Here is a 26,790-nt window from a genome sequence, read left to right on the forward strand (position 1 = left end):
CCCTCAATAAAAGCTTGGGATCGGGCCGCGCTGCGGCGTCTGATCGGGAAGCTCCACCATGATCTGGTCGAGATAGCACCAGCCCCAGCCTTCGGGCGGGTCATAGCCCTCGATAATCGGATGTCCCGTGGCGTGAAAATGCGCCGTCGCATGCTTGCCTATGGATTGATCGCAGCATCCGACATGGCCGCATTCCCGGCACAGGCGAAGATGCACCCATTCCTGGCCAATCTCCAGGCATTCTTCGCAACCAAGCGTCCTTGGCGTCACGGATCGCACACCTGCGACATGCTTACATCCCGACATCTGCTTCTCCGGTGGTGATTGAAGGCTGCCCCTGCCGGAAGAACATAGATCACGAGGCGATTTTCTCCATCGATACGCAAGGATAGAAATGCACTTCCGCATCCACTGCCGCCGTGTTCCCACAACGTTCTTCAGCTTCGAAGTGGCACCTTCATTTGCAAGCCCAGGGCCAAGATGACAACCGCCTCTGGGAGGTGGCGGTTCTGTTCCACTTGCGCGATGCTTTCCGCTCCGGCGACGTCTGGCTCGACCACTCTCGCCGCTACGGTAACCTGAAGCAGGTGTTGGTGCCGATGATTACGGCACAGGCTAATGCAAAACTGGCCGTGCCGCTCGATCCGAAGCATGTCTGACCGCAAGACGCGCCTCGCCGATGGACTGAAGCGGCTGGCGCAAGCGGCGCGCAACGGCACGATCCCGCATGGCAGCATCGAGGATGGAACCTTGCGGATCGACCGGCTGACGGCGGACGTTCCGGACGACAGCGCCGAGGAGCTGATACTCCGTGATGGCCAACACTACCGGATCGCCGGGGAAGGCGGACGGTGATGATGCTGGCCACCATGCCCGGCGGTTCCCGCGGCATGGGCTGGGTTTCGACGGATGCAGCGGCAACGGCCGGTTAGATCGGGTTAATTAGGATGCCGGCGTGAAACGCGCCACCAATGCATGACGATCGCCCGGATAGGTGAAGCGCACATGCGTCACCGGGCCGGCGCCGCTCCACGTCCGGCGTTCGACCACGAGGCAAGCGGTGTTGCGTGCTATGTCTAAGACGGCGGCCACTTCGGCATTGGCCGAGACGGCGTGGATCCGGTGTTCGGCCGTGCTCCACGGCACCTGGTTGAGCAGCCAGGGACCCGGCGCCATCGTCTGGAAGTCGGCATTGGCAGCCTCCGGCACCGTCGCAAGGCTGATCAGCCGCTCCTCCAGGCAAAAGGGCCGCATGTCGGCATTGTGGATGCAGACGACCTCGACGACCGAGGACGCCACAGGCAGTTCCAGCCTTCGACTGTCTTCTGCCTTGGCCTTGCGGCTCGTTTTCTTCGATACCGCATAGGAATAGGGGAGGTTCAGCGACTGCACCTCGGCCTTGATATCGTGGATTTCGAGAACAGCCGATTGCGCCTGCGGCTGGGTGACGAAGCTGCCGGACTTCTTCCGCCGCTCGATGAGGCCGGCCTTGGCGAGCTGGGTCAGCACCTTGTTCACCGTCATGCGCGAGCAGTCATACTGCGTGGCAAGATCGACCTCGAAGGGAATGCGGTGCCCCGGCGGCCAATCGCCCGAGACGATACGACCCTCGATGTCGCTGAGGATGCGCTGATGCAAGGTGGGATCCCTGCTTTGGTTCATCGCCACGTTCCGATTGGTCTCCCGCTATCTCTTTGTTTTTCCGCAATCCCGAACGCAAAACCACTACACACTTGCTGGAACTGCTCTAATTCGAATGTTTGGACAGGCAAAGCTCTTTTTCAGGCGGCCAGCAATTCGCCCATGACAGCGAGGAAACGTCGGTCGATGGCGTCGCGCCTGAGATGGCGGCCGCCCTCCACCTGCTTGCGCCCATGCGCCCAGACGCAATCGACGGAAACGCCGCCGGCAAACAGCCAATGGTCGAAGATCTGGTCGCCTGTGAGATAGGGAATGGCCGTCGTATCGAGCGAAACGATATCGGCGTGATGGCCCTCAACGAGCCCGGCCGGCGCCTTCAGTGCGGCGCCGCCACCGGCAAGCGCATGTGTAAACAGCGAAAGTGCCGTCGAACCGCCGGGTGCCGCGACGACGTTGCGGGCGCGAAGCGCCAGGCGCTGCGAATATTCGAGCTGGCGCAGTTCCTCGGGCACGGAGATCAGTACGTTGGAATCCGAGCCGATGCCGTAACGTCCGCCCTCTTCGAGGAAGAGCGGCGCGGCAAAGGCGCCGTCGCCGAGATTGGCTTCGGTGATCGGGCAGAGGCCGGCGATCGCGCCGCTTTTCGCCATCCGCCGTGTTTCGTCCTCGGTCATGTGCGTCGCATGGATCAGGCACCAGCGCTGATCCACAGGCGCATGATCGAGCAGCCATTCCACAGGCCGCGCGCCGGACCAGGCGATGCAGTCCTCGACCTCCTTCACCTGCTCGGCGACATGGATATGGATGGGACCCTCGCCCGCCATCGGCACGAGCCTTGTGAGCTCCTCCGGTGTCGCGGCACGCAGGCTGTGCGGCGCCAGCCCGAGCTCGCCGCCGTCGAGCCGATTGGTCACCGCGCGGCACCCCTCCATGAGCCTTTCGAAGCTTTCGAGCGAATTGATGAAACGCCGCTGGCCATCGATGGGGGCAGCACCGCCGAAACCGGAATGGGCATAAAAGACCGGCAGCAGCGTCAGGCCAATACCGGCCTCTTCGCTTGCCGCCCCGATGCGCTCGGCAAGCTCGGCGATATTGGCATAGGCGCTGCCATCTCTATCATGGTGGAGATAGTGGAATTCGCCGACGCGGGAAAAACCGGCCTCAAGCATTTCCGCATAAAGTTTGGCCGCCACCGCCTCGACATGCGCCGGCGTCATCGCCAGGGCAAATTTGTACATGACAGTGCGCCAGCTCCAGAAGCTGTCATTGGCCGGGCCGCGCACTTCGGCAAGGCCGGCCATCGCCCGCTGGAAGGCATGGCTGTGCAGGTTCGCCATGGCGGGAACAAGCAGAGCGTGGCGTTCGTCGCCAGGCCCGGGAAACGTGCCGATTTCGACCCGTGCGATGCGCCCGGCTTCGAGCGTCAGCCGCACATCCTTCTGCCAGCCTTGCGGGGTCAGCGCCGTGTCTGCGTGAAGTGTGGCCATGGCCTTCCCTCTCCTTTTGCCGTGCCGCCGATCTTTCTTTTCCAGAAAAGCGCACAAAATTTCTCTTGTCACCTGTCGATTATGTATATACATGTTTTGGCATAAGGAAAGGCGCAAAGCTGATGACCGGGAACAATTTTTCAGAGGAAGCCTCGTCCGCCGACGCCCGTCCGGCGCTTTGGCGCAATGCGCGGTTGGCCACGCTTGCGCCCGATAAAGAAGGGCTCGGCATCGTCGAAAAGGGCGCCGTGCTGATCGAAAACGGCCGCATCGCCTTTGCCGGCGCCGAAAGCGACCTGCCGGCATCGGCCATCGAACACTCCGAAATCGTCGATCTGGAAGGCCGCTGGGTAACGCCCGGCCTCGTCGACTGCCACACCCATATCGTTCATGGCGGCAACCGCGCCCGCGAGTTTGAAATGCGCCTTGCAGGCGCCACCTATGAGGAGGTCGCGCGTGCCGGTGGCGGCATCGTCTCCTCGGTGAAGGCGACCAATGCGCTGTCGGTCGAGGAACTCGTCGCCGCGGCTCTGCCGCGGCTCGACACGCTCCTTGCCGAAGGTGTCACGACGATCGAGGTCAAGTCCGGTTACGGGCTGAACCGAACCGGTGAAGTGAAGATGCTGCAGAGCGCCCGCCTGCTCGGCCATATCAGACCGGTCCGCGTCGCCACCAGCTATCTCGGCGCCCATGCGACGCCTGTGGAATATAAGGGGCGCAACGGCGATTATCTCGATGATGTCGTCCTGCCAGGTCTCGACGACATGCATAATCTCGGTCTCGCCGATGCCGTCGACGGCTTTTGCGAGGGAATCGCCTTTTCCACGACCGAGATCGCCCGCGTCTTCGACAAGGCCAAGGCGCTCGGCCTGCCGGTCAAGCTGCATGCCGAGCAGCTCTCCAATCTTGGCGGCGCCAAGCTCGCCGCGTCATACGGCGCACTGTCAGCTGATCACCTCGAATATCTCGACGAAGATGGCGTTGCGGCGATGGCCGCAGCCGGCACCGTCGCCGTGCTGCTGCCCGGCGCCTTCTACGCGATCCATGAAAAGCAGAAGCCGCCGGTTGAAGCGTTGCGGCGGGCACGCGTGCCGATCGCGATCGCCACTGATTGCAATCCCGGCACCTCGCCGCTCACTTCGATGCTCCTCACCATGAACATGTCGGCCACACTTTTCGGCCTGACCGTCGAGGAATGCATCGCCGGCGCCACCCGCGAAGGCGCGCGCGCGCTCGGTCTGCTCGACAAGACAGGAACGCTCGAACCCGGCAAATCCGCCGATCTCGCCATCTGGAATATCGAAAGCCTTGCCGAGCTCGTCTACCGCATCGGCTTCAATCCGCTTCACACACGCGTCTTCAAGGGCGAAAGGAACGGTCGATGACCATCACGCTCCACCCGGGCTCCGTCTCGCTCAAGGATTTGGAAATTATCTATTGGACGGGCGCACCGGCAAGGCTCGATCCCGCCTTCGATGCGGGGATCGCCAAGGCCGCTGCCCGTATCGCCGAGATCGCCGCCGGCAATGCGCCGGTCTACGGCATCAATACCGGCTTCGGCAAACTCGCCTCGATCAAGATCGACAGCGCCGATGTGACCACCTTGCAACGCAATCTCATCCTGTCGCATTGCTGCGGCGTCGGCGCGCCGCTGCCTGAGAATATCGTGCGGCTGATCATGGCGCTGAAGCTGGTCTCGCTGGGGCGCGGCGCCTCCGGCGTGCGGCTGGAGCTGGTGCGGCTGATAGAAGGCATGCTGGAAAAAGGCGTCATCCCGCTGATCCCGGAAAAGGGCTCGGTCGGCGCCTCCGGCGATCTCGCCCCGCTCGCCCATATGGCGGCGGTGATGATGGGCGAGGCCGAAGCCTTCTTCGCCGGCGAACGCCTCTCAGGTGCGCAAGCCCTCGAAAGGGCTGGCCTCAGACCAGTGGTGCTCGCCGCAAAGGAGGGCCTGGCGCTGATCAACGGCACCCAGACCTCGACGGCGCTGGCGCTGGCCGGCCTGTTTCGCGCCCATCGTGCCGCACAGGCAGCCCTTATCACCGGCGCCATGTCCACCGATGCCGCCATGGGCTCTTCGGCGCCCTTCCATCCGGATATTCACACATTGCGTGGCCATAAGGGCCAGATCGACACGGCAGCCGCGCTTCGCGCGCTGCTGGAAAATTCCATCATTCGCCAGAGCCATATCGAGGGCGACGAGCGCGTGCAGGATCCCTATTGCATCCGCTGCCAGCCGCAGGTTGACGGCGCCTGCCTCGATCTGTTGCGCTCGGTTGCCCGCACCCTTGAAATCGAGGCCAATGCGGTCACCGACAATCCGCTGGTTCTCTCGGACAATTCCGTCGTCTCCGGCGGTAATTTCCACGCCGAACCCGTCGCCTTCGCCGCCGACCAGATCGCGCTCGCCGTCTGCGAGATCGGCGCGATTTCGCAGCGCCGCATCGCGCTGCTGGTCGATCCGACACTCTCCTACGGCCTGCCGGCCTTCCTCGCCAAGAAGCCGGGCTTGAATTCCGGCCTGATGATCGCGGAGGTTACGTCGGCGGCGCTGATGTCGGAAAACAAGCAGATGTCGCACCCAGCCTCGGTCGATTCGACACCGACGTCGGCCAACCAGGAAGACCATGTCTCGATGGCCTGCCATGGCGCCCGCCGCCTGCTTGCCATGACCGAGAACCTGTTCGGCATCATCGGCATCGAGGCGCTGACCGCCGCCCAAGGCGTTGAACTGCGCGCGCCCCTATCGACGAGCCCGGAGCTTGCCAAGGCGATCGCCGCTATTCGCAGCAAAGCTCCGAGCCTCGACGCCGATCGCTACATGGCAAACGACCTCGCCGCCGCCGCCGAGCTGGTGGCAACGGGCGCGCTGAACGCCTCGGTTTCAGCTGGCATATTGCCGGCATTGGAGGGCTGAGATGATGGTGACGGAAAAAGTCTCCTCCCCATGCGAAATTCGCCAAGGCACCTCCCCCGTCATCCTCGGCTTCCCCCATACCGGCACCGACGTGCCGGCTGAGATTGCTGACCGGCTCAACGACAATGGCAGGATGCTGGCCGACACCGACTGGCATATCCACAGGCTCTATGACGGCCTGCTGGACAACGTCACGGTGGTGCGCGCCACCTTCCACCGCTATGTGATCGACGCCAACCGCGATCCGGCGGGCGTCAGCCTCTATCCCGGCCAGAACACCACCGGCCTCATTCCGCAGACGGATTTCGACGGCAAGGCGATCTGGAAGGATGGGCAGGCGCCTGACGAAGCCGACATCGTGGCGCGGCTGCGGGACTTCCATGCTCCCTATCATGCCGCACTCGCCGCCGAGATCGAGCGCGTGAGAGCCATCCATGGCGTCGCAATTCTCTACGACTGCCACTCGATCCGCTCCCACATCCCCTTCCTCTTCGAAGGCAAGTTGCCGGATTTCAATATCGGCACCGACATGGGCAAGACGTGCGACAGCGCGATCGAGCAGGCGACGCTCACCGTCGTCGAAGCAGCCGAAGGTTACGACAGTGTGCTTAATGGTCGCTTCAAGGGCGGCTGGACGACACGCCACTATGGTCGGCCCGAAACTGGTGTGCACGCGATCCAGATGGAGCTCGCGCAATCGACGCATCTCCAAACCGAGGCAACGCCCTTCGCCTACGATGCCGCCAAGGCAGACAGACTTCGCGTCCATCTCAAAAGCATTCTGGTGCGCATCGAACAGATTGCGCCAGACCTGAAACGATAACGATCACTCGACAGGGGAACCGCCATGAACAATCCACGCCACAATATCCGCGAAATCCGCGCGCCCCGCGGCAACGATCTCAATGCCAAGAGCTGGATGACCGAAGCGCCGCTGCGCATGCTGATGAACAATCTCGACCCTGATGTCGCCGAAAATCCGAACGAGCTCGTCGTTTATGGCGGCATCGGCCGCGCCGCCCGCACCTGGGAGGATTTCGACCGCATCGTCGCGACGCTAAAGACGCTGACGGAAGAAGAAACTCTGATCGTCCAATCCGGCAAGCCGGTGGCCGTTTTCCGCACCCACAAGGATGCGCCACGTGTGCTGATCGCCAATTCCAACCTCGTGCCGCATTGGGCGACCTGGGATCATTTCAACGAGCTGGATAAGAAGGGCCTTGCGATGTACGGCCAGATGACGGCCGGCTCGTGGATCTATATCGGCACGCAGGGCATCGTGCAGGGCACCTACGAGACCTTCGTCGAGGCCGGGCGACAGCACTACGGCGGCAATCTCAAGGGAAAATGGATCCTGACCGGCGGCCTCGGCGGCATGGGTGGCGCCCAGCCGCTCGCCGCCGTCATGGCCGGCGCCTGCTGCCTTGCCGTCGAATGCAATCCCGATTCGATCGATTTCCGCCTGCGCACCCGCTATGTCGACGCCAAGGCCGAGACGCTCGATGAAGCGCTTGAGATGATCGACCGCTGGACCAAGGCCGGCGAGGCCAAATCCGTCGGCCTGCTCGGCAATGCTGCTGAAATCCTGCCGGAGATGGTCCGCCGCGGCATCCGCCCCGATATCGTCACCGACCAGACCTCGGCCCACGACCCGATCAACGGCTACCTGCCGAAGGGCTGGACGATGGGTGAGTGGAAGGCAAAGCGCGAAAGCGATCCGAAGGCAGTGGAAAAAGCAGCGCGCGCCTCGATGCGCGAGCACGTCGAAGCAATGATCGCCTTCTGGAATGCCGGCGTGCCGACACTCGATTATGGCAACAATATCCGCCAGGTCGCCAAGGACGAAGGCCTCGAAAACGCCTTCGCCTTCCCGGGCTTCGTGCCGGCCTATATCCGTCCGCTGTTTTGCCGCGGCATCGGCCCCTTCCGCTGGGCGGCCCTTTCCGGCGATCCGGAGGATATCTACAAGACCGATGCCAAGGTGAAGGAGCTGCTGCCTGACAACAAGCACCTGCACAACTGGCTCGACATGGCCAGGGAGCGCATTGCCTTCCAGGGCCTGCCGGCCCGCATCTGCTGGGTAGGTCTAGGCGACCGCCACAAGCTCGGCCTCGCCTTCAACGAGATGGTGAGGACAGGCGAACTCTCCGCCCCGATCGTCATTGGCCGCGACCATCTGGACTCCGGCTCCGTCGCCTCGCCGAACCGCGAGACCGAAGCGATGAAGGACGGTTCTGACGCCGTTTCCGACTGGCCGCTGCTCAATGCCCTGCTCAACACGGCATCGGGTGCGACCTGGGTGTCGCTGCATCACGGCGGCGGCGTCGGCATGGGCTTCTCGCAGCACTCCGGCATGGTCATTTGCGCGGACGGCACGGACGATGCCGCAAGACGTCTCGAGCGTGTGCTCTGGAACGATCCGGCGACCGGCGTCATGCGCCACGCCGATGCCGGCTACGAGATCGCCATCGACTGCGCCAAGGAAAAGGGCCTGCGCCTGCCGGGCATTCTCGGGAACTGAACCCGGTGAGGATCCTGCGCGCCGGCGATCATAAACGCATGCCCTGGAAAAACGGCAAGGGAGAGACGGTGGAGATCGCCGTCTTTCCAGCTGACGCTTCGATCGACGACTTCGACTGGCGCATCAGCATGGCGACGGTCGCAGAGGACGGCCCGTTTTCGATCTTTCCAGGCATCGACCGCACGCTGGCGATCCTTGATGGTAACGGCATGGTGCTCGAAGTGGAAGGCAGCGCGCCGGTGCTGCTGACAACGGCAAGCGATCCGTTAGCCTTCCCCGCGGATGTCCCCGTCACGGCCAGGCTCCAGGATGGATCAATCACCGATCTCAACGTCATGACACGCCGTGTCGGGCTCGCCCACAGGTTGATCCGCATCGACGTCGATGGCGGCAAGACCGTGCCGCTACCGCCCTCGACATACCTGTTTCTCTGTCATCAGGGCGCATTGTCATTCCGAAAGGACGGCGAGACCGGCGCGCTTGCGGCCGGCGATGCGCTGCTGATCGAGGACGCGACCGCAACCGTGCTGGAAATCGACGGCGAAGCCAAATGTTATCTCGCTTCGATCACCACAAGCTGATTGCCGAACAACGAATTGAAAACATTAAACAATCGAGGATTTGGCGAGGCATGTGCATAAACCATCGCCATCTCGGGCCATGGACGTCATTCCTCGTTTCGGTCTAAACTTCGCCCTTCTGATGCAGAAGAAGACCTAGACTGCCCGCAACGTGCCGGGGAGCAAGGGAGCAGGCGTGACGGATCCATACGATATTCTCGGCGTTGAACGCGATGCGGACGAGGCGCAGCTGAAGGCCGCCTATCGGCGCCTGGCGAAGGTTGCCCACCCCGATTCGGGTGGTGATTCGGAAGCCTTTGCCAATCTGCAGAAAGCCTATGGGCTGCTTCTCGATCCGGTCCGGCGCAAGGTCTACGACGATACCGGCTACGACGTTGAATTCGCCGATGCGGCCGAATTGCAGGCGCTCGTGATGATCGAGAAACTCGTCACCGATGCAGTGCTCGACGAGCGCGCACCGGGAAGTTTCGATCCTGTCGCCGTCATGCAGGACAGCCTTTCCGAAGAACTGCGCAAGGCGCGTTTCAGCAAGAGCGAGCTGGAGCGCCACGCCTCGCGCGTCGGACTGCATCTCGAACGGCTCGAAAAGCAGTCAGGCCGCGATGTGCTCGCCCACATGTTCCGCGCCCGCATCGAAGCAATCTCCAAGGCGGTCGCGGAAACCGAGGCGAAGATAAAGGCGACGGAACGCGCCGCCGACATGCTCAGCGGCTATGTCTACGACATCGATCCGTCGCCGCTGCCGGATGCCGCGGTCACCAACATCGAATGGGTCGAGGCCTCAAGAAACCGCTCCACCGGCTGACGGCGGACGACGCCGGCTATTAATAGGACAGCTTCGGATACCAGTCCGCCGGCCGGCCTTCGGGCGTCGAATCGATAATGGTCCAAAGCGGCATCAGGTCCGGCGCGCCGCGCGGATCCTCGCCCGGATCAGCCGTCACCTCGCCCATCTCCTGGCTCCAGAAATGGCGGATGGTGCCATCGCGTCGCGTGAAGACGTTGAAGGCGGCACCATCGCCACCATCCGTGCCGATCGCGTGATAGTCGCGGCTATAGTCGTCCGTCATATCGGAATAGAGCGGCAGGTGATGCCAGCCGCGTTCTTTCTTGAAGGCGAGCAGCTTTTCGATCGGCGAGCGGGCGACGACGGCAAGCGCTGCGCGCTGCTGGATGTCAGGCACTTCGCCATCCCAGGCCGACAGAAGCGAGGTGCACATCGGGCATGGACGCTCGCGTTGCGGGCCGAACATGTAGCTGTAGACGATCAGCGTCTCCTTGTCGGCGAAGAGCTCGCTGAAGGATATTGGCCCATCGCTGCCCTCGAAGCGGTAGTCTTTCGTCACCTCGCCGCCCGGCGGCAGCGCCCTGCGCTGTCTTGCCACACGCTCGATGTGCCGGCGCAACTCGATCTCTTCGGCCAGCAGCGCGTCGCGGGCGCTGCGATACGCCTCGCTCTCGTTGGGAAACCGGACGCCGTTCTTGGCCGCAAGCACGGCGGCGGGTACCAGATGCTGATTATCCATGACGATTCCTCCTTCTGTTGCCTGAGCACGTACCACGACGGGGTCGCAGCACATCATTACAAGGACGATCGGCTGATGCGAAAATCGACAGAGCCGACGGAAAATATTTGCCCCCCGCTTTGACCGGCTCGGCGCCCAGATCGCAATAACCCAGCACATCAAGATCGCGCGTTTCGAAACGCGGATCATCGAACCAGCTTGTGATCAGCATCGCGCCCTTCCTAGAGGACGCCGCCGACCCGATCGCAGATATCTCTCGAGCGGATCTCCAGAAGCTTCGTTGGGCGCTGCGCTTCATGGCGAGCTGTTGGGCAGCGAATATCGGCATTCAACATCGGCAGGCAGCCGAAGCCCCGGCCCGGATTGAGCCTGCATTTTTCGAGGAAAGCATCTCGAGATACAGGCGGCAGCTGCAAAGCTGAGCCACGGGCCTGCGCTGTCACATGACCTCGATCAAAACAGGCCGGGACTACGTCCCGCAATTGAAGGGCCGATTGACGCGCGAGAGGCCGGAGCAATAGAGGGTCCATTCGAGTTTTCCTTTTGAGAGGCGGACGCACACCCACCTTCAGGTATCTTGCAACCGACGGCGACTTTTCTAGTTCACGGGGGATAGCTAACCTTGGGAGGATGAGATGAGGCTGGTGCCATTCCACTACGCGGGCACTAACGACCCGATAATCTACATCAACCCAGAGCATGTGGTCGCGGTCAGGGCTTTCACCAGCAGCACCCACATTTATGTCAGTGTGCTGGGGAAAGATGGCTCCCCGAGTTACTATCCTATCAGGGAGTCGCTTGCGCAAGCCGTCAAGCTCCTCATCGGCGAGCATCCTGAGCGGAACTAATGGGCAGCTTGGCTTGTTACACACACTATGAGCGACTCAGAACAGAAAGCCAGCAAAGGCATGATCACGTTCGTACTGGCTATCTTCACCATCGCTATGATTATCGCGGTGGCGTACCTGGCTTTCTTCACCCCTGGGCAAGTCGAGCCAGGTCCGAAATCGCCAACCGGAATCGAGGGCGACCAGTAACCGCAACGAGATGGCTTCAGGTATCGGAATAGGCGTCGGTTTGGGAGCAGTTCTCGGCGCGACTGTATTGGGTGTTACCTCGATTGGCGTTGCTGTTGGGACTACGATCGGAATAGCTGTTGGCGCGGCGTGCGGCTGGGCAGCCTCAAGGCAGAACAGATAGAGGGCGCGCATCCTCTATCTGAATGGAACGGCAAATTTTGCCAACCAGGCGTGTTTCCAAATGCTCCATGTCACCCCGGCACCCGCATCCTACTCGGACAGATTCCAGCCGACCGTTGACCTTCCGTTGCATATCCCCACTAAAATCGCTCTTGCAGCGACCGTATTTGCTTTGTCTGGACCCAGCGCTTTCATCATGGCGGCGGCCTTGATCGAAATGGCTGCCATACACAACGCTTCGAACGCGGCCGTCGAGATTGGAGAGAGGCGCGCATAACCCTCGGACCTGCTGAGGAGCAGTGCCGTCAGTGCAGAACCGCGATTGCCGTGACGCCGGCCTCGTTTGCCGCGCGAATGATCGCCGCTCTAAGTTCCTCCGGCTCGGCGTTGCCCTTCACGACGTCCAGGCACAATTTGATCGCCAGAAGGAACTCCTCTCCATCATCACTGGGAAATTCCCTTATGAGCGCATTGGCGGCCCCCATAGCCGTCGTGACCGAAATTACTCTGTCGGGGTCTTTAAACATAAGGAGCACGGGGGCGAATTCGATCGATTTGTCCCATTCCATTACACAAACTCCAGATGGGATAATGTAATGTTAACGGTGCAAGAGGCGTGCCAATGCACGCGCAGGTTATAAGCATGCATGGCATTGGAACGGGGCGGTGCCGTGATGAGATGCTTTTCTCGAGCAGCGAACCGACCGCCGCCGGCGGTCTCGGGCCATGGCCCACTCTTTGATAAGGAAGGGCAAGGGTGCAAACGTCAAAAAAGCCTGCGCCCTCGCGGAGAAGACGGACAAGGCGATCCGACGGTGGTGCAATCAGTACGGCATCGGCCGCTCCATGCCTGGCTCGCCGATCGAGATATCCATGCCGGCTTTGGATGGTGAAACATGGCGACGTGGCAGCGCTGGAGCCGGTCCGGCAGGGCAATTGCGGACATCCTCGGATTAAGCGGTATCGATGATGTCTGCGTTGCGGAATAATTCGGGGCGTTCGACTTCCTCGCGAACATGTCGGCGGCCATGGTGGCTTCAGCACGGGTAACGAGGCTGGCGCGTTTCCCCGCCAACATGTGCCTGGCGATGCTGAGGCGACTGAAGCGCCTTTAAGACATGGTCTCCTTTCATGATGCGGCCTGCGAAACGAGCTTTGGCAGAAGATCACGGAACAGTTCTTGCACGGTTACTAATATATTTACCGTGGGAGACCTAAAGTCATGAAATGGCACACATCCGCACAGTTTACCCCTCTGATGCTCGTTGTAAGCGGGTCGGAAAAATACAAGCTCGTCGCGACCCTTTTCCAGGCTGCCGAAATGCTGACGGCTAGCTGGCCGGTCGACGATGGAGAAGAATATCTTATAGCGATTAGGGCGTGCCGGAATGCAATTCATGGGGAAATTCCGGCTCAGGATGCCCGAGCAGCGCTTATCCGTGCCGCCGACGAAGCTGGCATTCCGGTGATCACCGTTCACTGAGTGTCCGCCGACTAATGAGTTATGGGCGCCTCATGACACGGGTCTCTCGTTGCGCTGCATGCGCAGGTCCACTCCGCTGAACATCACTTTCAGGCTGCGCGCGGCCAGCAGCTCTTTTGGCCTCTCTTCGGCGACAAGTGCCAACTTCCGTTCCTTCACGTACTTCGCGTGCGTCTCCGGCGTGTCGATGCCAGAAACGAAGGGAACACCTTCCCAGCAACCGCATGTTCTGCCCGCTTCATCTACCGTGTCGCCGTCGACGACGGTCAAAGATCCGCAGACCTCTTGAATAAACGGAAGGACACGCGAGTTTTTCCGGTTAGCAAGGAGGAAATCATGTCCGTACCCAACGAGCCTATCGTTCCGCCGGCAGCGCCGCCGATCGGCAATCCCGAACCTGAGCGAGATCCTGGGGAGACTCCGCCGCCTGATGGCCCGGAGCCAGACGACGGCGACGATCCGATGACGCAAGCTCACGCCCAGGAGGCCCAACGAAGCCCGACTTGGGGACTGCTCTGCCGCGGCGTTCAGGTGCATGCTGCTGACTGAGATCATGCGACGTTCTTTCTGATGGGAGTGAGCTCGCCCAAGGACGATTTGGAGAACGCCCAAGACGTCGACTGGCTCTGTGCTTTCCGGTAACCACACCCAGATGAAGGTTCGTTGTTCTCAGCCTCGGCTCGTCTTGTAACCGGCTTTCATCTTCTACTGCCGGCAAGCTCCAAATATTCGAAATCATGTGGCAATTAGGACATGGATTCCGATTTTAGACAAACTTTTCAAAGCTCTCCGTCAAATTCTCCGACCGTCGTTGGGTTGTCAGACGAGCGACTGTTTTCACCGATCACTTCAGGCCTACTTGAGCTTTCAATGATAACACCAAGGCCATAGGATTCGCGGGCGACGCTGCAAATCCAAAATGCTCATAGAAGGCCTTGGCCTCATCGGAGATCGCGTGAACCAGAAGGCCGCGAATACCCATGATATGGGCTGCCTGTCCGGTACGCAGCACGGCGTCTTGCAACAGCGCGGCTCCGATTCCTTTTCCCTGCCAGTTGCGATCGATGGCCAGACGGCCAAGGACTGCCATGGGAACCGGGTCGGGCATGTTGCGCCGGATCGCTCCCGGAGCGTCCGAGACCGCCAGCGCTCCCGATGAGAGGCAGTAATAACCGACAACGCGCTCGCCCTCGCAGACCACATAGGTTCGCGATGCGCCGCTGACCTGATTGGCCCGCGCCCTGCGGCGCAGCCATTCATCAAGGCTGTCGTGCCCGCTGTCGAATAGCTGGAGATCGTGCGCTTCGCCGAGAAGCGTCGGTGCAGACAACATTACGGCTGCCAGGGTTTGGGAGCATTCATCAACCGTTCGAAGCCTTCGCTATTTGGCGGCTGGTCGAGGACGGCGAGATAGTGTTTGTAGCTGTCAGGATCGACCCGCACCAATGTCTGATCGAGAAGCGCGTCTTCTGCAGCACGGCGCGATGCGTCGATCATGAAATCCGAACGGGTTTTCCCGTGGGCCTTGGCGGCGCGGTCGATCAGGACGCGAACGTCCTCACGAACCCTCAAGTTAACGGCGCGGGTATGGGTATCAGTGGCATTTTTGCTGGTCATGGCCTTTTCCTTCAAGGCCTTATACCACAAACGCATACACAATGTGTATCTATTTCCTGCGATGTTGCGGGTTGATACCCCTTCGGTTCCTTCTGGACATGGGCGCTGATCGCATTCGATCGGAAGCCCGGCTTTCACCGTTAGACAAGAAACTGGCGACGCCAGTTCCTCAATCCCTACGCCTTCGAGAACGCGCCCGCCGCATTGCGGGCGCTAGTTGAGTGATCCAGCAGCCCGGGATCGCGCCTCTCGCCCACGAACCAGCAAATCCGCGCATTTGGAAAGGCGAACACTGGGCACAAGCTCATCTGCGTGCCGCCAATATTCGGCGGCAATGACGATCGTTCGTGCGTTCTCAATCAAATCCGCTGGATCGACGCTTTCCCGCGATCCACTCGTCGTGCCCCTTGAGCATTTTGCAGGACTTCGGCTCCTTCAATTGCAAGTTATTGACTGAGAGCCTGAGGGGCACGGGACCTCCGCTCAAAGGTAAGCTCGCGAAAAGAACACCGCGGTCGTTAAAAAGGCGACCACGAGGGTTAGCAGCCGAACGACCGATGATGGCAGCCTTCGTCCGATATGCGCTCCGATCCACCCGCCGATAACGGCTCCAATCGTCATGGGAATGCACTCCTGCCATACGATTGCCCCGGCAAGTACGAAGACGACGACGGCGACCGCGTTGGCGGCGGTTACCATCACCATTCTTGTCGGATTCAGGCTCTTGATGTCCCCGCCCCCGAGCGCGCTCCACGCCGCAAGCATCATGAGACCCACCGCGCCGCCAAAATAGCCGCCATAAAGACCGAGAAAGAACTGAACCGTTGCGAACGCCAGAACACTCGGACGTGCCTGCGTCTGCAACTGGGCGCTGAGCCTCGGACCTGCAGCGAGCATCAATGTCGCCACCAGCAAAAGCCATGGCAGGATACCATCGAAAATCCTCGAAGGGGTTAGCAGCAATAGAATGCTTCCGGCCACACCACCCATCACCGTCACGACAGCAATGGGCACGACATTGACGCCGCACACACTCCTAACCCCATCACGGTAGACCCACGAGCTCGCCATACCGCCGGGAAACAAGGCTAAGGTGCTTGTCGCGTTTGCGGCTACCGACGGCACTCCGACCGATATCAGCGCAGGCAGGGATACGAACGAACCGCCGCCCGCCAACGCATTCATGCTGCCAGCTAACAAGCCAGCAAGGAAAAGAAGCATTATATCGTACATGTTCAGGTCGCCTTAGCACCCAAGCCTGATTTCGGCCGAGCCTTTTGTCCAATACCGCGGTCACATTGCCGTACGACGTTGTGCGTCCATAAGAGTCCGCCCCACGACTAGTATCCTGTCATTTCGAGATATCCGACGCCTGACATTGAACCCCTGAGATCTATCGGCCCCTCCCAGTATGGCGTCGATATCGCCATCCAGGACTGGTCATTCAACGGTTTGGTTCTTATATCGAGCGACTTACCTGGAACACGTATTCGCCATTCCACCGGTATCTCTCGCCCCTTGACTGTTGCCTTCCGCAAAGGCTCCAGTTGAACCTCTTCTTTCGACAAGGGTGTCGTTCGCCCGTCCGAGGATATCCAGTTCGCGGAGATGAACCCGTCCTTATCATCGCGAAGGCGAAAGGCCATAAGCTTCTCGCCAGAGTCGAAATGTAATGAGAACCAGTCCCAGCCCGTCTGGTTTGAGGCGAGCGGCTGAGACGACCACTCCCGATCCAGCCACGCTCTCCCGGTGACCTTCACCGGGGATCCGGAGATCGTGATTGCGCCGGAGACCTTGTAGAACGGTTGCGAGTAGTAGTAGCTCGCCTGCCCGCCTGATGACTTCACAGAAAACCCGTTATCACCCTGCAGCACGAGCGGGCCATCGGCGCCAAGGTTCAAGCCAAAACTGAAATCCGTCCCGCTCGCAGTCACCGAAAGATCCCCAAGGTCAAAGGCGCTCTCAGTGGAACCAGTCATCTGCCAGTCGTCGATCCATGCTCGAAACGGCGTGGCCTCGACGCCTGCCTGTCCAACGCCGCCCCGGCCCAAGCGCTCGGCGACGAACTGGTGAGACTGGGTGGTAATCGCCGCATGCCCGATCCATAGCTGGGGATCTGCGAAGCCTGGCCTTTCTTCCGGAGCCAGAGCGGATCGAAACAATGTCCACTGCGCCCCATACCGCTTGCCATCCTCACCCTTGAGGTTGGCGGTGACATACCACCACTCAATCCGATAATCCGGATGAGCGCCATGATCGGCAGGAAACGAGAGATCGCGTCCACGCTCCGGGATCGAAAAGCCCTGTGCATCCGATCCCAGTCCGGCGAACCCCTGCCCCGACGCCTGTTCAGCCAGAGAGACCATAGCCACTGCGACAAAGGCGGATGAAACTTTTCTAACGTTCATTCGCGAAAATCCTAAGCAGGTCTGCAGGATTGATCGTGGCCAGGCGCCTGACCGGCACCAGCACCGACAAGAACGCCGCCAGCAGCGCAATCGCTCCCAGCCAGAGCCAGTCGATCGGAAAGACCATCATCGGCAAGCGCCACCCGAAAGCCTCCACGTTCACAATCGAAAGCAGCACCCATGCCAGAGTAAGACCGACCGGAATCGCCGCCAGAAATGTCACGAGCCACAGCGCCAGTGTCCGGGCAATTTCGTATAGAGCCAGATCTCGACGCCGCACACCGATCGCCCAGACTGGTGCAAGCTGCGGAAGCCGAATTCCAGAGAGGGTCAAGAGGCTTGAGAACATGGCAAATCCCGCCACCGCCAGCGTGAGGACGTTCAGTGCACCTGTCACCTTAAATGTCTGGTCGAAGATGGCTCGCGACTGTCGTTTGAGTGAAGCCTGGTCGACAATCGCTGTCTCAGGCAGACCCAATTCCGCGACTAGCTGAAGTTTCAGGTCCTGGGCTTGCTCGGGAGGCACGCGGACGCCGTATCGGAGCTTCGGCACATTCGGGTAATGATCAACCAAGGTATCGATCCCAACAATTACCTGCCCGATGGGGTTTCCGTAGTCTGAATAAACGCCAACTACGGTAGCAGTCCACCCACCCGGCATAACCAAAGGCTGGCCGATCTTAGCTTGACCACGACGCCACATCTGCTCGTTGACGAGAGCGCCCTGCCCGTTAGCAACCGTTCCCCACACGTCCTTATCGGAAGCGATCAGTGGCCAGTGCTCCCGATAGGTCGGATCATCTGCGACGCCAAAAATCTGGACCTGCTCACCTGAGACCTCACCGTCGACGCTCCAGATCGGAAGGACTGCTGTGGCGTGCCGCTGAAGCCAAGTCCGCAGTCGCTCGGACTGGTCGTCATCCTTGGCGGTCACGTATAGCTCTGCGGCCAAGCGTTGATCAAGCCATCCGATAAACGTCAATCGGAAACTGGAAACCATCGTGCCGACACCAATGTTTGCCGACAATGCTAGAAGAAGGGCCATTAGGGCCAGCGACAGCCCCGGCAGCTGTATACGGGTATCTGCCCAGAACCATTCCATAAGAGCGCTTCTTGCGAACTGTTGAGCCGTGATCAGGGTAACGGCAATAAGCCCTGGCAGTATCAGTGCCGCTCCGAGAAGCAGGCAAGCGAGTACTGCAAAGCCCGCGACAAGGCCGGACCCGGCTATTGCAAGGAGGGCTGCCAATATTAGCAACGATCCGCCAGCTCCAGCCTGATAAACCAGCGAGCGCGCTGATGCTCTCGCCCACGCCCTTGGTTGAGCCGCTGCGAGGATCGGCAGTGTCCAGACGCGCCAAAGGCTCTGTGCCGAGGAAACGCCGGTCCCTCCAAGAGCGATCGCCAGTCCCGCTAGCCACCATTCGGGCCGAATTGACAGCGAGCCCGACACATTCGCCCCATACAAGTTCCGCAAGGTGGCAGCGACACCCGGCATCAAGAGCCAGGCGATGATGTAGCCGAGAATAACCCCGAGAACGCCGGAAACCAGGGCCAGTATCGACAGTTCAACCACGATCATGACGGCCAGAGTCCGAAGGGAAACACCAAGAGATCGCAGTGTTCGAAGGGTACCGCGACGCTGTTCGAAGGTCAGGCCTGTTGTGGAGTAAACGATGAACAGACCGACGACGAACGACAGAAACCCGAAAGCGGTCAGGTTAAGGTGGAAGCTGTCCGTGAGGCGAGAGACATCCGGCTGGTCGGCCGGTTCGCGAATGGTCAGCCCCGGCGCTATTTGTTCGAGAGCTTGAACTGTAACCCGCTGCTCGGGAGCTATGACCAGACGGTCGATCTTCCCATGTTTTTCAAGCAATTTGTCCGCTACGGAGATGTCCACGAAGGCAGCGCCGTCTGGGACGTTGCCGTGGACTTTGACGGCCATTTCCGTGTTGCCACGCAGCCGCTCGGCAGTCGCGGCGGATACCAAAAGAAGCCCAGTGGTGGAAAAGAAGCCGGAGAGCTCCGCACCGTTTGCGATGGTCACGCCCGAACTACCCCTGGGCATGGTCAGCGGCTCGATGCCGACCATTCTTATCCGCACCGGCCCAAAGCGATAGTTGCCCTCGATGACAGGCGAAATGTTCAGGCCTGCTCGGCGAAGGCGTCCATATACCGCGGTCGCAATACCATCATCCTCCTTGGCAACGATCTGCCGAAGGCTTCCTTGCTCGAGAACCGATGATGCCCGTGCGTAACTTGCCCTAGCCTCTGCATTGATTGCTTGGACGCCGGACCAAAGCGCCGTTGCGAGCGTTATTCCCATGACCAAGGTGAGCAGCTGAAGCGGCTTTCGGCGCCAGTGCGACAGCAGCGCTGCGAAGGCGACGAGGTTCATTCGACAATCTTCCCGCCGCGAAGAACCACTATTCGATCCAGACCGCCTGCAAGCCTTGCGGAGTGAGTCACAAGCAGAAGAGCGGACCTCGCGGTCCGTGACAGACTGACCATAAGATCTAGGACCCTGTCTCCGGTCTGCTCATCCAGGTTGCCCGTTGGCTCATCCGCGAGAATGAGTGGCGGCCGCGCGGCCAAGGTCCGCCCAATCGCAACGCGCTGTTGCTGACCTCCAGATAGTTGCTCGGGGTAGCGGCTGATGTAATCACGCAGCCCCAATTTGCCAATCAGCTCCATCTCCCAAGCAGGATCAAATCGATCGGCGAGCTTTGCGTGGAATGAGATATTGGCGGCGACTGTCAGCGAAGGGATGAGATTAAACTGTTGAAAAACCAAGCCCACCTGGGTTCTACGGTAATGAGCGCATTCATTCTCATTAAGCTGCCGGATGTCCCGTCCGTTCATGACGATGGATCCACTATCCGCGCGATCCAGGCAGCCAGCCAGGTGCAGCAGCGTACTCTTGCCACTGCCGGACTCTCCCGTCAGGGCCACGCTTTCGCCAGAGGCCACCTGAAGGTCGACCCCCTTTAGTATTTCGATTAGCCCCTCGGCCGTGGTGTAGGATTTTCTGACGCCTGAGAGGGTAAGGATCATGTCGGTCTCTTAGTCAGGGATTCGCAGAATGCAACGACCTATGGGTGACCTAAGAATTTATTCGGAGGATCACAAGACCTTGGTCCGAAACGTTCACCTTTGAAGGGCCAAGCCTACCACGTTCGCCGCGACCTACCGCTAACTGGGATCGCTTCAGCTCGTAGTCAGCGTGGCCCCACGACGAACCAAGGAGTCGATACCTAATCGCCATGTCAACTTGCGGTACAGTAGAATTCCAAGCTTGAAGAGCGACGGAGAACAGTCGTTCGGCCGCTGGACCAAGCGAGCCGCGGCAAGATGGGCATGATGACCCAGCTCGCACGGTTAATATCCATGCCACATCGCTGGAGTTCGTGCAGAGTGAGCACCTCGAAGCATCGAGATTAGATATGCTGCGAAACCAGCACAACCTGCCGAGAGTACCGCACCGCAAAGCGTCATCATCCACAACAGATAAGGGATGGCGCCCGCATCTGGTCACAATGCGATGTCAATAGGCAGATCCGAATGGCTGGTTTGTCACTCTATGCTTTCAAAACTGATCGTGACTACCCTTGTGTCGCTTGTGCTGGTGGTTACCGCTTGCTCACACCCCGAGCCGCTTCAGACGTCCACAATTGCTCCGGTCGCTTCGACGGCAGTTCCGATCACCGACCAAATGGTGATTGCCGAAACCGTGGGACGGGCCACGGTCGGTTCTGATCCGCTAGCGTGGGCTAACCCGTCCACTGGCAGCGCTGGGGTTATCGAGCAAGTCCGGCCAGGCACAAACAATCCAGACGGATGCCGCGACTTCGTCACAAGCAAGCAGAGTCTTGAGGGCGTGAGTCGGTTCAATGGTGTCGCTTGTCCAGCAGATGGATCTTGGAAGCTAAACGGCTCGGGCTTGCACTAGGAACCCAAGTTGGATCGGGTTCAGCGATTCCCTCACGCTGGCGATAGTAGTCAGGCTTGGTAGGCAGCGTCAGGCCGAACTTTTCGAGCATGCGCTCGATCAGGTCCATGGCCTCGGCTGCAAGACCCGCATAACCTTCCTGGCGCTTCTCAAAGAAGCCATCGAACCCGGGCCTGGCGTCCTTCGGCGGCGAAAGGATGGGATCCGGAACGTGAAACGCGAATTCGCCTTCATCCATCGGATTGAATTCTGGGATGTCCCGGACTGCCGCATAGCTCGCGCCAACGAGTAGATATTGCACTGGCCATTATTGACGGCTTGTTCAGGAGTGTCTTCCGGTTAGCGTTTTACTTCCGCGGGCGGCCGTGGTGACGGCATTGAGTCGTTCAGGCGAAAGAACGTGAATGATACGATGAGTTAGGCCGTCCATACGTATGGCACGTCTCGCCGTCAGTCCTGTGAAGGACCGCGCCACCGACTCGGTAGTCAATCCGAGGTAGTCCGCGATATCCCGACGTGACATGAACAGTTCGAAATTCTGCGCTCCAGTTCGCGCGGCCATCTCGATGATGAAGGCCGCCACACGGCCAATCGCACTCTGGCATACCATGGCGAGTTGGCGATCCCTGGCGGCAGAAACTTCCTTCACTGCCAAGTCCATTAGATCGATCGGCACGGTGCGCATATTGGAAAGGGAATAACTGATTAGGTGCAAATCGCAGATCGCCTCGGTAAATGCAGCCCGCCGCTCACCGCCCTCGAGTCCGAACCATTCGCCTGCGCAGTGAAAAGATAGGATGTAGCGACGTCCATCCGCCAGCAGGCGGTATATCCTGACCGCTCCTACCTCGATGTAGTAGAGGCTCGACGAAGGGTCGTCCTCCCGATAGATCAGTTCGTCAGCCGGACGACATTCAGGCCTACCCGCTGTGAACTGGTACATTGAACGGGTTTCAATTCTCGGCTCGGGATTGAAGTTCGCGATCGACATATTTAGCCCCTCTCACTGAGCACTAAGCGGTCAGCAAACGGATGAGAATTGGGGACGTCCTCTAAGCACTATTACGAGGTGTTACCTGATATCAGTGATATCTCCTTGAGCCGCACAGCGTTCTCCCTCCCTCTGCCTCTCCCTAGTCCGCTGGCACTCGTGCCGATCAGCGTTCCCATACGCCCTCGCCGAAATGGCTAGCTTTGTGCGGATTGTTCGGTAGACGGGGTGAGTTATATAGGATTGCCTAATATATAGGTGACGCGCTTTGTCGCTCGCCGATGACAGCAAGTGGCGCCACGGACGTGGCAATGCTCCCCGCAACGTCCGATTGGATTTTAAACACTGTCTCTTTGCCTATATCGTCGTAGTAGTTTTCAGCCCAGACGACAGCGCCATCCGACCGCCTCACCAGCCGGGCCGACGATCGTAGTGTCTCTCCGTCCATTAGCACCGCGCCCTGGAGAACATAGAGACTATCTCTCGCACTCGACGCGCCGTCGGCCTTTACGACTATGTTCTTGAGCGAAAACAGCTTGTTCACCAGGTCGTAGGAAAGACCTTGAGACATGGCCGACGCTGCCGGGGCTTGGGATATCGGCTCAAATGGTTCGACGAGGATCGATGGTATTGTCGTCGTGGTAGCCGGGTTCGGTGCGTCCAGCCAAACCCATGCCTGAGCCAGGACGAAAGCCCCTATGGTCGCTGCGGTCACCAGCCATTGCCACGACTCCGGAAGCGCGACGGCGGCATTGCGCGTAAAAGTCGCGTCCATAGGCATGGGCGGGGGCTTCTGGGCTGGAGCCGTCGCCTGGCCGTCCGACACCTCCCGCATCCGGAAGCTTGGCACATATGTCCCTTTGGGGATGGTTATGACAACGTCATCTTGCGACCCTTCGAGCAGATAATACCGCTCCAACTCTCGCCGGATGCGGCTGGCCTCTACTCGGACACAGGGGTCGCTCTGGGCGTCGAAGGAAGCATCCCGACCAAATACCACTTGGGCGATTGTGAAGGCCTTGAGGTATCCTCCTCTCCCATCGAGGGTTTCCTCGATGATAAACTGCAGAAATCTTCTTGCCCGCTGCGGTAGGTCAAAGTCACGACTGCTCAATATGCGATCGAGTTGCTCCATGACCTGATCTGGAGAAGGTTTAAGGGAGCGCATGGTATCCGCGTTTGCACCTGTCATTGCCGCTCCCCATTAAGAAATGCAGTGAATCGCAAACTCTCACGCGCAGTCCGGAGACGGTTCGTTCTTTAGCATATGCTTAATAACAGAGATGACACGATCCTGACCAGCTGTGAAGCGCGTAATGGTAATAGGACCGTAAATGACAACCAGAGGTGGTGGCCATCGCCCCGCGATCGGCGGAGGTCCACGGCGGCATGATCCGCGTCGGTTTACAATATTCTTCTAATATAGGAATTTCACGGCGATGAGATATGGACCGGACGACTGTCATTCACCACGTTTTGCATGTAGTCTGGCTACTCCGTCGTTTCTCTTGGCTTCATTTGCAGTGACATTGAACGCCTTGGAGCGTGAATGGATACCCCCGCAATCATAGTGGACTACGCCCAAGTAATCCAAACCTCGTTAGCCCCGGTATTCCTCCTGGCAGGCACCGGCGGTTTTGTCGGCATTTACGTCACTCGTCTCGGAAGGGTGTCAGACAGACTGAATGAGGTCACCGACACCCCTCTTCCAAGGCAGAACCGTCAAAGGCAACTGATGTATCTGCGACGTCGTACGCTGATCTTGGAAGTAGCCGTGATATTTGGTGCGGTGGCTGGCATCTGCACGAGTTGCGCAATCCTCAATCTTCTGTCGGGTGCCCTGGCGATACGTTTGCAACCAGAAAACCTCGTCTGGTTCTTCGGCGGCGCGATCGTATCATTGATGTTGTCGCTGGTTTCGTTCCTGCTTGAACTTATCGTCGCCGGCTCCAGCATGCTTCTGCAGGTCAAGATGGATCGCGATCGGGGCAGATAAGTCCGAGACTGCACCGTTCGCCTGCGAGCAATCCCTATTCTTTAACGATTGCCATCTATGGTGTTTTGGTTGAGTTACGGGTGGCTCATGCAAGCAAGACGGTATCGCGTTATCTCGCTAGGCATTGTTCTTGCAGTCGTTGGGGCTGTCGCGCCGCTCGCCGCCATGGCTTATGCCTCTTGGCAGATCGCAATAGCCAAGGAATTGTCTATCCTTCGCGAACATGCCGTCAGCGTCACCGAGCGCGCAAAGTTCACGTTTTCCGACGCGCGCCAAGCGCTCGTCGATATGAATGCGGCAAACGTTGCTCCATGCTCGCAAGAGCACATCGCGCTGATGCGCAAGATGACGATGAATACCGTATCTGTCGAAGAGATCGGCTACTTCGAGGACGGCAAGTTAAAATGCACCTCATGGGGTATAACGGAAGCCGACATCCGCAAGGAAGGTGGAGATTATACCACTTCCAACGGCGTACAGGTGCATCTGCGAATTCTTCCGCTTATCAGCCGTGGGAAATCCATGACGGAGCTTTCCCTCGGCAGTTACAATGCCTTGGTCGTACCTTCGAGGTTTGTCGATGTCGAGCTGCGTCCGGGGATATCACTCGTCCTCTTTAGTAATACAGGGTTGCTGATCGACGGGGTTAATGATCCCGATGTTTCGTTTGCGCGCCATCACCTGCACAATGATGACGGCGGGATTGACGGCGAAAGGATGTTCGCGTCGGTAGTGGGAGACGGCGTTGTCGCCGTGGCATCAGAGCAGTCAAAGATGGTCTACGGTCAGCTCCGTCGCGAGTTGGCGTTGTTTCTTCCTGTAGGCCTGTTCATTGCCGCCTTCATCGTGGTGATGGTCGTGGTGTTTTCTAGAGGCAGGCTGTCGCCACGTGCCGAGCTTGAGTTTGCGATCCAAAAGCGGCAATTCATCGTGCACTACCAGCCGATCGTCGAACTAGCGACCGGCATCTGCGTGGGTGCCGAAGCGTTGGTGCGATGGAGGCGGCGAGATGGCAGCCTCGTCAGGCCTGATCTCTTCATTCCTCTGGCGGAGGAAACGGGACTGATCGTGGCGATCACCGACCAGGTACTCGACGAGGTCGTTCGAGAACTGAAGACTGTGCTGGTTGGCGACAGAGGGCTGCACATTGCCATCAATCTCTCCGCGGCAGACATCAAGTCGGGCCGCTTCATCGATATGATAGCCGAAAAACTTCAGCACACGGGCATTCGCAATGAGCAAATCTGGTTGGAGGCGACCGAAAGGGGCTTCATCGACGTCGATGCCGCCCGCGCGAATTTGGACAGAGCGCGAAGGGCTGGCCATTCGATCGCCATTGACGACTTTGGCACAGGGTATTCAAGTCTTCAGTATCTTCAAGGTTTGCCTGTAGATGCGCTCAAGATCGACAAATCGTTTATCGATACGATCGGACGAGGCGCGGCGACGAGTTCGGTAACTTTGCACATCATCGAGATGGCAAAAGAGCTTGGGCTGTTCTCCGTGGCGGAAGGTGTCGAGACCGAAGCGCAAGCCGCCTATCTTCGCGAACACGGCGTTTCGTTCGGACAAGGCTGGCTTTTTTCCAAGCCGCTCGCCGCGAAGGACCTTATCGAATTTCGGGATGCCTCAGTTGCCCAATTTGGAAAGGCTCCGGAGATCATACGGGCCGACAAATGGTAGAGACGATGCCCTTTCACGGCCTTCGGTAGCCGAGGCTGAACGCCCGCAACAAGGTTGGCAGATGATGGTAATCTCGCCACCGGACGATCGCAGGTACCGCTACCACTTCCAGGGGACGCGGCTGTATCGTATACCCCGATGTCCATGGAATAAAGGCATTCTAAATCCCGGTTTTCAAACTGGGCTACGCCTTGCACCACGGCCGAGGCGTTGGCGGGCAGCTGGTCTCTCCGCAAATGAACGGCACGGCAAGGCCCTCGCTGATCAGAATGCTCCCGACGTCCCTCCCATCGACAAGCAAGGTCCCGCAGTAGCGCCCATGGTTGCATATCTTCGTACCCTCGGTGCCCGGCGCACAGGCGCATGCGACTTTGGTAAGCCGAGCACTGCCATGGGCGACAAGCTCCCGAAGCCGTGCCGATGCCCGCTCCCCCAGTTGGTGCTCGTATTCGCATTGGGGCGAGAACTTCTCCGGTGTGTTGAAGCCAACCAGGCGCGTCCCTACCCGCTCTCCCGAAACGTGGACTGTATCGCCATCAGTGATCGTGAATGCCTGCTTGGCCAAGACCGACGCAATGGGTGACGGCCGGGACGCGCCTTCGAATGCGAATTCGCCCATCTCGAATAATGAATAGAGGAGCCCAGCTGACGCAACGACAGCCACGATCATCGTGTCGCGGAGAATTCTCCTGCGCCACCATGCGGCCTCTCGTGACAGGAACGACCGTGCGTGACGTTGGAAGCGCCTGCTGTCCAGGGTCGTTCGCTGTTTCTGCGGCGCTCCTCGAATA

The 26,790-nt window shown here is 59.5% G+C and carries 27 protein-coding genes and 2 pseudogenes; 12 read left to right on the forward strand and 17 right to left on the reverse strand.

The genetic code is table 11. The annotated features are described in order from the left end of the window. Positions 1-3: 3 nt before the first annotated feature. Positions 4-306, reverse strand: coding sequence for a UBP-type zinc finger domain-containing protein (locus BS629_RS22380; protein ID WP_018246345.1), 303 nt, complete (start codon positions 304-306; stop codon positions 4-6). A 137-nt stretch (positions 307-443) separates the two neighbouring features. Here BS629_RS22380 and BS629_RS22385 point away from each other — a divergent pair. Beyond that, positions 444-810: pseudogene (locus BS629_RS22385) on the forward strand (Tn3 family transposase); the annotation flags it as partial. Positions 811-942: 132 nt separating this feature from the next. Here BS629_RS22385 and hutC read toward each other — a convergent pair. Together hutC and BS629_RS22395 are read right to left on the reverse strand one after the other, a co-directional pair. Then, positions 943-1,662: a histidine utilization transcriptional repressor HutC gene (hutC, locus tag BS629_RS22390; protein ID WP_077988509.1), complete on the reverse strand. Its 720-nt coding sequence runs from the start codon at positions 1,660-1,662 to the stop codon at positions 943-945. 119 nt (positions 1,663-1,781) lie between these two features. After that, the gene (locus BS629_RS22395; RefSeq protein WP_018246343.1) at positions 1,782-3,128 is read right to left on the reverse strand and encodes a formimidoylglutamate deiminase; all 1,347 of its coding nucleotides are present in this window, start codon (positions 3,126-3,128) and stop codon (positions 1,782-1,784) included. Between the two features lie 122 nt (positions 3,129-3,250). Here BS629_RS22395 and hutI point away from each other — a divergent pair, with 122 nt between their 5' ends. From hutI to BS629_RS22425, 6 genes are all read left to right on the forward strand, one after another. Next, positions 3,251-4,513 (forward strand): imidazolonepropionase, encoded by a 1,263-nt coding sequence (gene hutI / locus BS629_RS22400; protein WP_018246342.1) that lies wholly within the window; start codon positions 3,251-3,253, stop codon positions 4,511-4,513. After that, complete coding sequence (gene hutH, locus BS629_RS22405) at positions 4,510-6,045, forward strand: histidine ammonia-lyase (RefSeq protein WP_018246341.1); 1,536 nt, start codon at positions 4,510-4,512, stop codon at positions 6,043-6,045. The genes hutI and hutH overlap by 4 nt, the downstream gene beginning before the upstream one ends. A 1-nt stretch (position 6,046) precedes the next feature. Beyond that, positions 6,047-6,868: an N-formylglutamate deformylase gene (gene hutG / locus BS629_RS22410; RefSeq protein ID WP_018246340.1), complete on the forward strand. Its 822-nt coding sequence runs from the start codon at positions 6,047-6,049 to the stop codon at positions 6,866-6,868. Between the two features lie 24 nt (positions 6,869-6,892). After that, complete coding sequence (gene hutU, locus BS629_RS22415) at positions 6,893-8,566, forward strand: urocanate hydratase (protein WP_018246339.1); 1,674 nt, start codon at positions 6,893-6,895, stop codon at positions 8,564-8,566. Between the two features lie 5 nt (positions 8,567-8,571). Beyond that, complete coding sequence (locus BS629_RS22420; protein WP_018246338.1) at positions 8,572-9,147, forward strand: HutD/Ves family protein; 576 nt, start codon at positions 8,572-8,574, stop codon at positions 9,145-9,147. Positions 9,148-9,322: 175 nt separating this feature from the next. Next, a complete protein-coding gene (locus BS629_RS22425) occupies positions 9,323-9,952 on the forward strand; it encodes a J domain-containing protein (protein WP_026188749.1) in 630 nt (209 codons plus the stop codon). 19 nt (positions 9,953-9,971) lie between these two features. On the opposite strand, the gene BS629_RS22430 is transcribed toward BS629_RS22425, so the two are convergent. The 4 genes from BS629_RS22430 to BS629_RS22450 form a co-directional block, all read right to left on the reverse strand. Then, complete coding sequence (locus BS629_RS22430) at positions 9,972-10,673, reverse strand: DUF899 family protein (RefSeq protein WP_018246336.1); 702 nt, start codon at positions 10,671-10,673, stop codon at positions 9,972-9,974. Beyond that, positions 10,666-10,884 (reverse strand): hypothetical protein, encoded by a 219-nt coding sequence (locus BS629_RS38520; RefSeq protein ID WP_128409058.1) that lies wholly within the window; start codon positions 10,882-10,884, stop codon positions 10,666-10,668. The genes BS629_RS22430 and BS629_RS38520 overlap by 8 nt, the downstream gene beginning before the upstream one ends. A 673-nt stretch (positions 10,885-11,557) precedes the next feature. Next, complete coding sequence (locus BS629_RS38975; RefSeq protein ID WP_155256937.1) at positions 11,558-11,884, reverse strand: hypothetical protein; 327 nt, start codon at positions 11,882-11,884, stop codon at positions 11,558-11,560. A 293-nt stretch (positions 11,885-12,177) separates the two neighbouring features. After that, complete coding sequence (locus BS629_RS22450; RefSeq protein ID WP_018246331.1) at positions 12,178-12,441, reverse strand: DUF982 domain-containing protein; 264 nt, start codon at positions 12,439-12,441, stop codon at positions 12,178-12,180. 653 nt (positions 12,442-13,094) lie between these two features. Between BS629_RS22450 and BS629_RS22455 the strand changes: the two genes are divergently transcribed. Continuing rightward, entirely contained in the window at positions 13,095-13,355 is a 261-nt protein-coding gene (locus BS629_RS22455) for a DUF982 domain-containing protein (RefSeq protein ID WP_018246330.1), read from the forward strand. Between the two features lie 30 nt (positions 13,356-13,385). On the opposite strand, the gene BS629_RS39935 is transcribed toward BS629_RS22455, so the two are convergent. Further along, positions 13,386-13,625, reverse strand: a complete 240-nt coding sequence (locus tag BS629_RS39935) for a hypothetical protein (protein ID WP_245268286.1) — start codon at positions 13,623-13,625, stop codon at positions 13,386-13,388. A gap of 66 nt (positions 13,626-13,691) precedes the next feature. On the opposite strand from BS629_RS39935, the gene BS629_RS39940 reads away from it, so the two are divergent. Further along, the gene (locus BS629_RS39940) at positions 13,692-13,904 is read left to right on the forward strand and encodes a hypothetical protein (RefSeq protein WP_245268285.1); all 213 of its coding nucleotides are present in this window, start codon (positions 13,692-13,694) and stop codon (positions 13,902-13,904) included. Positions 13,905-14,199: 295 nt separating this feature from the next. Here BS629_RS39940 and BS629_RS22465 read toward each other — a convergent pair whose 3' ends face one another. The 6 genes from BS629_RS22465 to BS629_RS22495 all read right to left on the reverse strand — a co-directional run bounded on the left by BS629_RS22465 (position 14,200) and on the right by BS629_RS22495 (position 20,434). After that, a complete protein-coding gene (locus BS629_RS22465) occupies positions 14,200-14,688 on the reverse strand; it encodes a GNAT family N-acetyltransferase (RefSeq protein ID WP_018246328.1) in 489 nt (162 codons plus the stop codon). Beyond that, on the reverse strand, positions 14,688-14,972 hold the full coding sequence (locus tag BS629_RS22470) for a type II toxin-antitoxin system TacA family antitoxin (RefSeq protein ID WP_026188748.1): 285 nt from the start codon (positions 14,970-14,972) through the stop codon (positions 14,688-14,690). The genes BS629_RS22465 and BS629_RS22470 overlap by 1 nt, the downstream gene beginning before the upstream one ends. Positions 14,973-15,455: 483 nt before the next feature. Continuing rightward, positions 15,456-16,205, reverse strand: a complete 750-nt coding sequence (locus BS629_RS22480) for a sulfite exporter TauE/SafE family protein (protein ID WP_018246326.1) — start codon at positions 16,203-16,205, stop codon at positions 15,456-15,458. A 107-nt stretch (positions 16,206-16,312) separates the two neighbouring features. Continuing rightward, on the reverse strand, positions 16,313-17,380 hold the full coding sequence (locus tag BS629_RS22485) for a lipocalin-like domain-containing protein (protein WP_018246325.1): 1,068 nt from the start codon (positions 17,378-17,380) through the stop codon (positions 16,313-16,315). Then, on the reverse strand, positions 17,370-19,778 hold the full coding sequence (locus tag BS629_RS22490) for an ABC transporter permease (RefSeq protein WP_018246324.1): 2,409 nt from the start codon (positions 19,776-19,778) through the stop codon (positions 17,370-17,372). Before BS629_RS22490 ends, BS629_RS22485 begins: the two co-directional genes overlap by 11 nt. Beyond that, the gene (locus BS629_RS22495) at positions 19,775-20,434 is read right to left on the reverse strand and encodes an ABC transporter ATP-binding protein (RefSeq protein WP_018246323.1); all 660 of its coding nucleotides are present in this window, start codon (positions 20,432-20,434) and stop codon (positions 19,775-19,777) included. The genes BS629_RS22490 and BS629_RS22495 overlap by 4 nt, the downstream gene beginning before the upstream one ends. Before the next feature lie 658 nt (positions 20,435-21,092). Here BS629_RS22495 and BS629_RS39945 point away from each other — a divergent pair. Continuing rightward, the gene (locus BS629_RS39945) at positions 21,093-21,329 is read left to right on the forward strand and encodes an RT0821/Lpp0805 family surface protein (RefSeq protein ID WP_222312501.1); all 237 of its coding nucleotides are present in this window, start codon (positions 21,093-21,095) and stop codon (positions 21,327-21,329) included. A gap of 25 nt (positions 21,330-21,354) precedes the next feature. On the opposite strand, the pseudogene BS629_RS22505 reads toward BS629_RS39945, so the two are convergent. The 3 genes and pseudogenes from BS629_RS22505 to BS629_RS22515 all read right to left on the reverse strand — a co-directional run. After that, positions 21,355-21,615: pseudogene (locus BS629_RS22505) on the reverse strand (hypothetical protein); the annotation flags it as partial. A gap of 36 nt (positions 21,616-21,651) precedes the next feature. After that, complete coding sequence (locus BS629_RS22510; RefSeq protein WP_018517805.1) at positions 21,652-22,320, reverse strand: helix-turn-helix domain-containing protein; 669 nt, start codon at positions 22,318-22,320, stop codon at positions 21,652-21,654. A 247-nt stretch (positions 22,321-22,567) separates the two neighbouring features. Further along, positions 22,568-23,512, reverse strand: coding sequence for a membrane protein (locus BS629_RS22515; RefSeq protein WP_018246320.1), 945 nt, complete (start codon positions 23,510-23,512; stop codon positions 22,568-22,570). Between the two features lie 357 nt (positions 23,513-23,869). Here BS629_RS22515 and BS629_RS22520 point away from each other — a divergent pair, with 357 nt between their 5' ends. Further along, the gene (locus BS629_RS22520; RefSeq protein WP_018246319.1) at positions 23,870-24,316 is read left to right on the forward strand and encodes a DUF2721 domain-containing protein; all 447 of its coding nucleotides are present in this window, start codon (positions 23,870-23,872) and stop codon (positions 24,314-24,316) included. Between the two features lie 87 nt (positions 24,317-24,403). Then, a complete protein-coding gene (locus tag BS629_RS22525; RefSeq protein ID WP_018246318.1) occupies positions 24,404-25,999 on the forward strand; it encodes an EAL domain-containing protein in 1,596 nt (531 codons plus the stop codon). Positions 26,000-26,790: the final 791 nt, after the last annotated feature.

Origin of the sequence: Rhizobium leguminosarum bv. viciae USDA 2370, assembly GCF_002008365.1 — a bacterium.
GTDB classification, from domain to species: Bacteria; Pseudomonadota; Alphaproteobacteria; order Rhizobiales; family Rhizobiaceae; genus Rhizobium; species Rhizobium leguminosarum.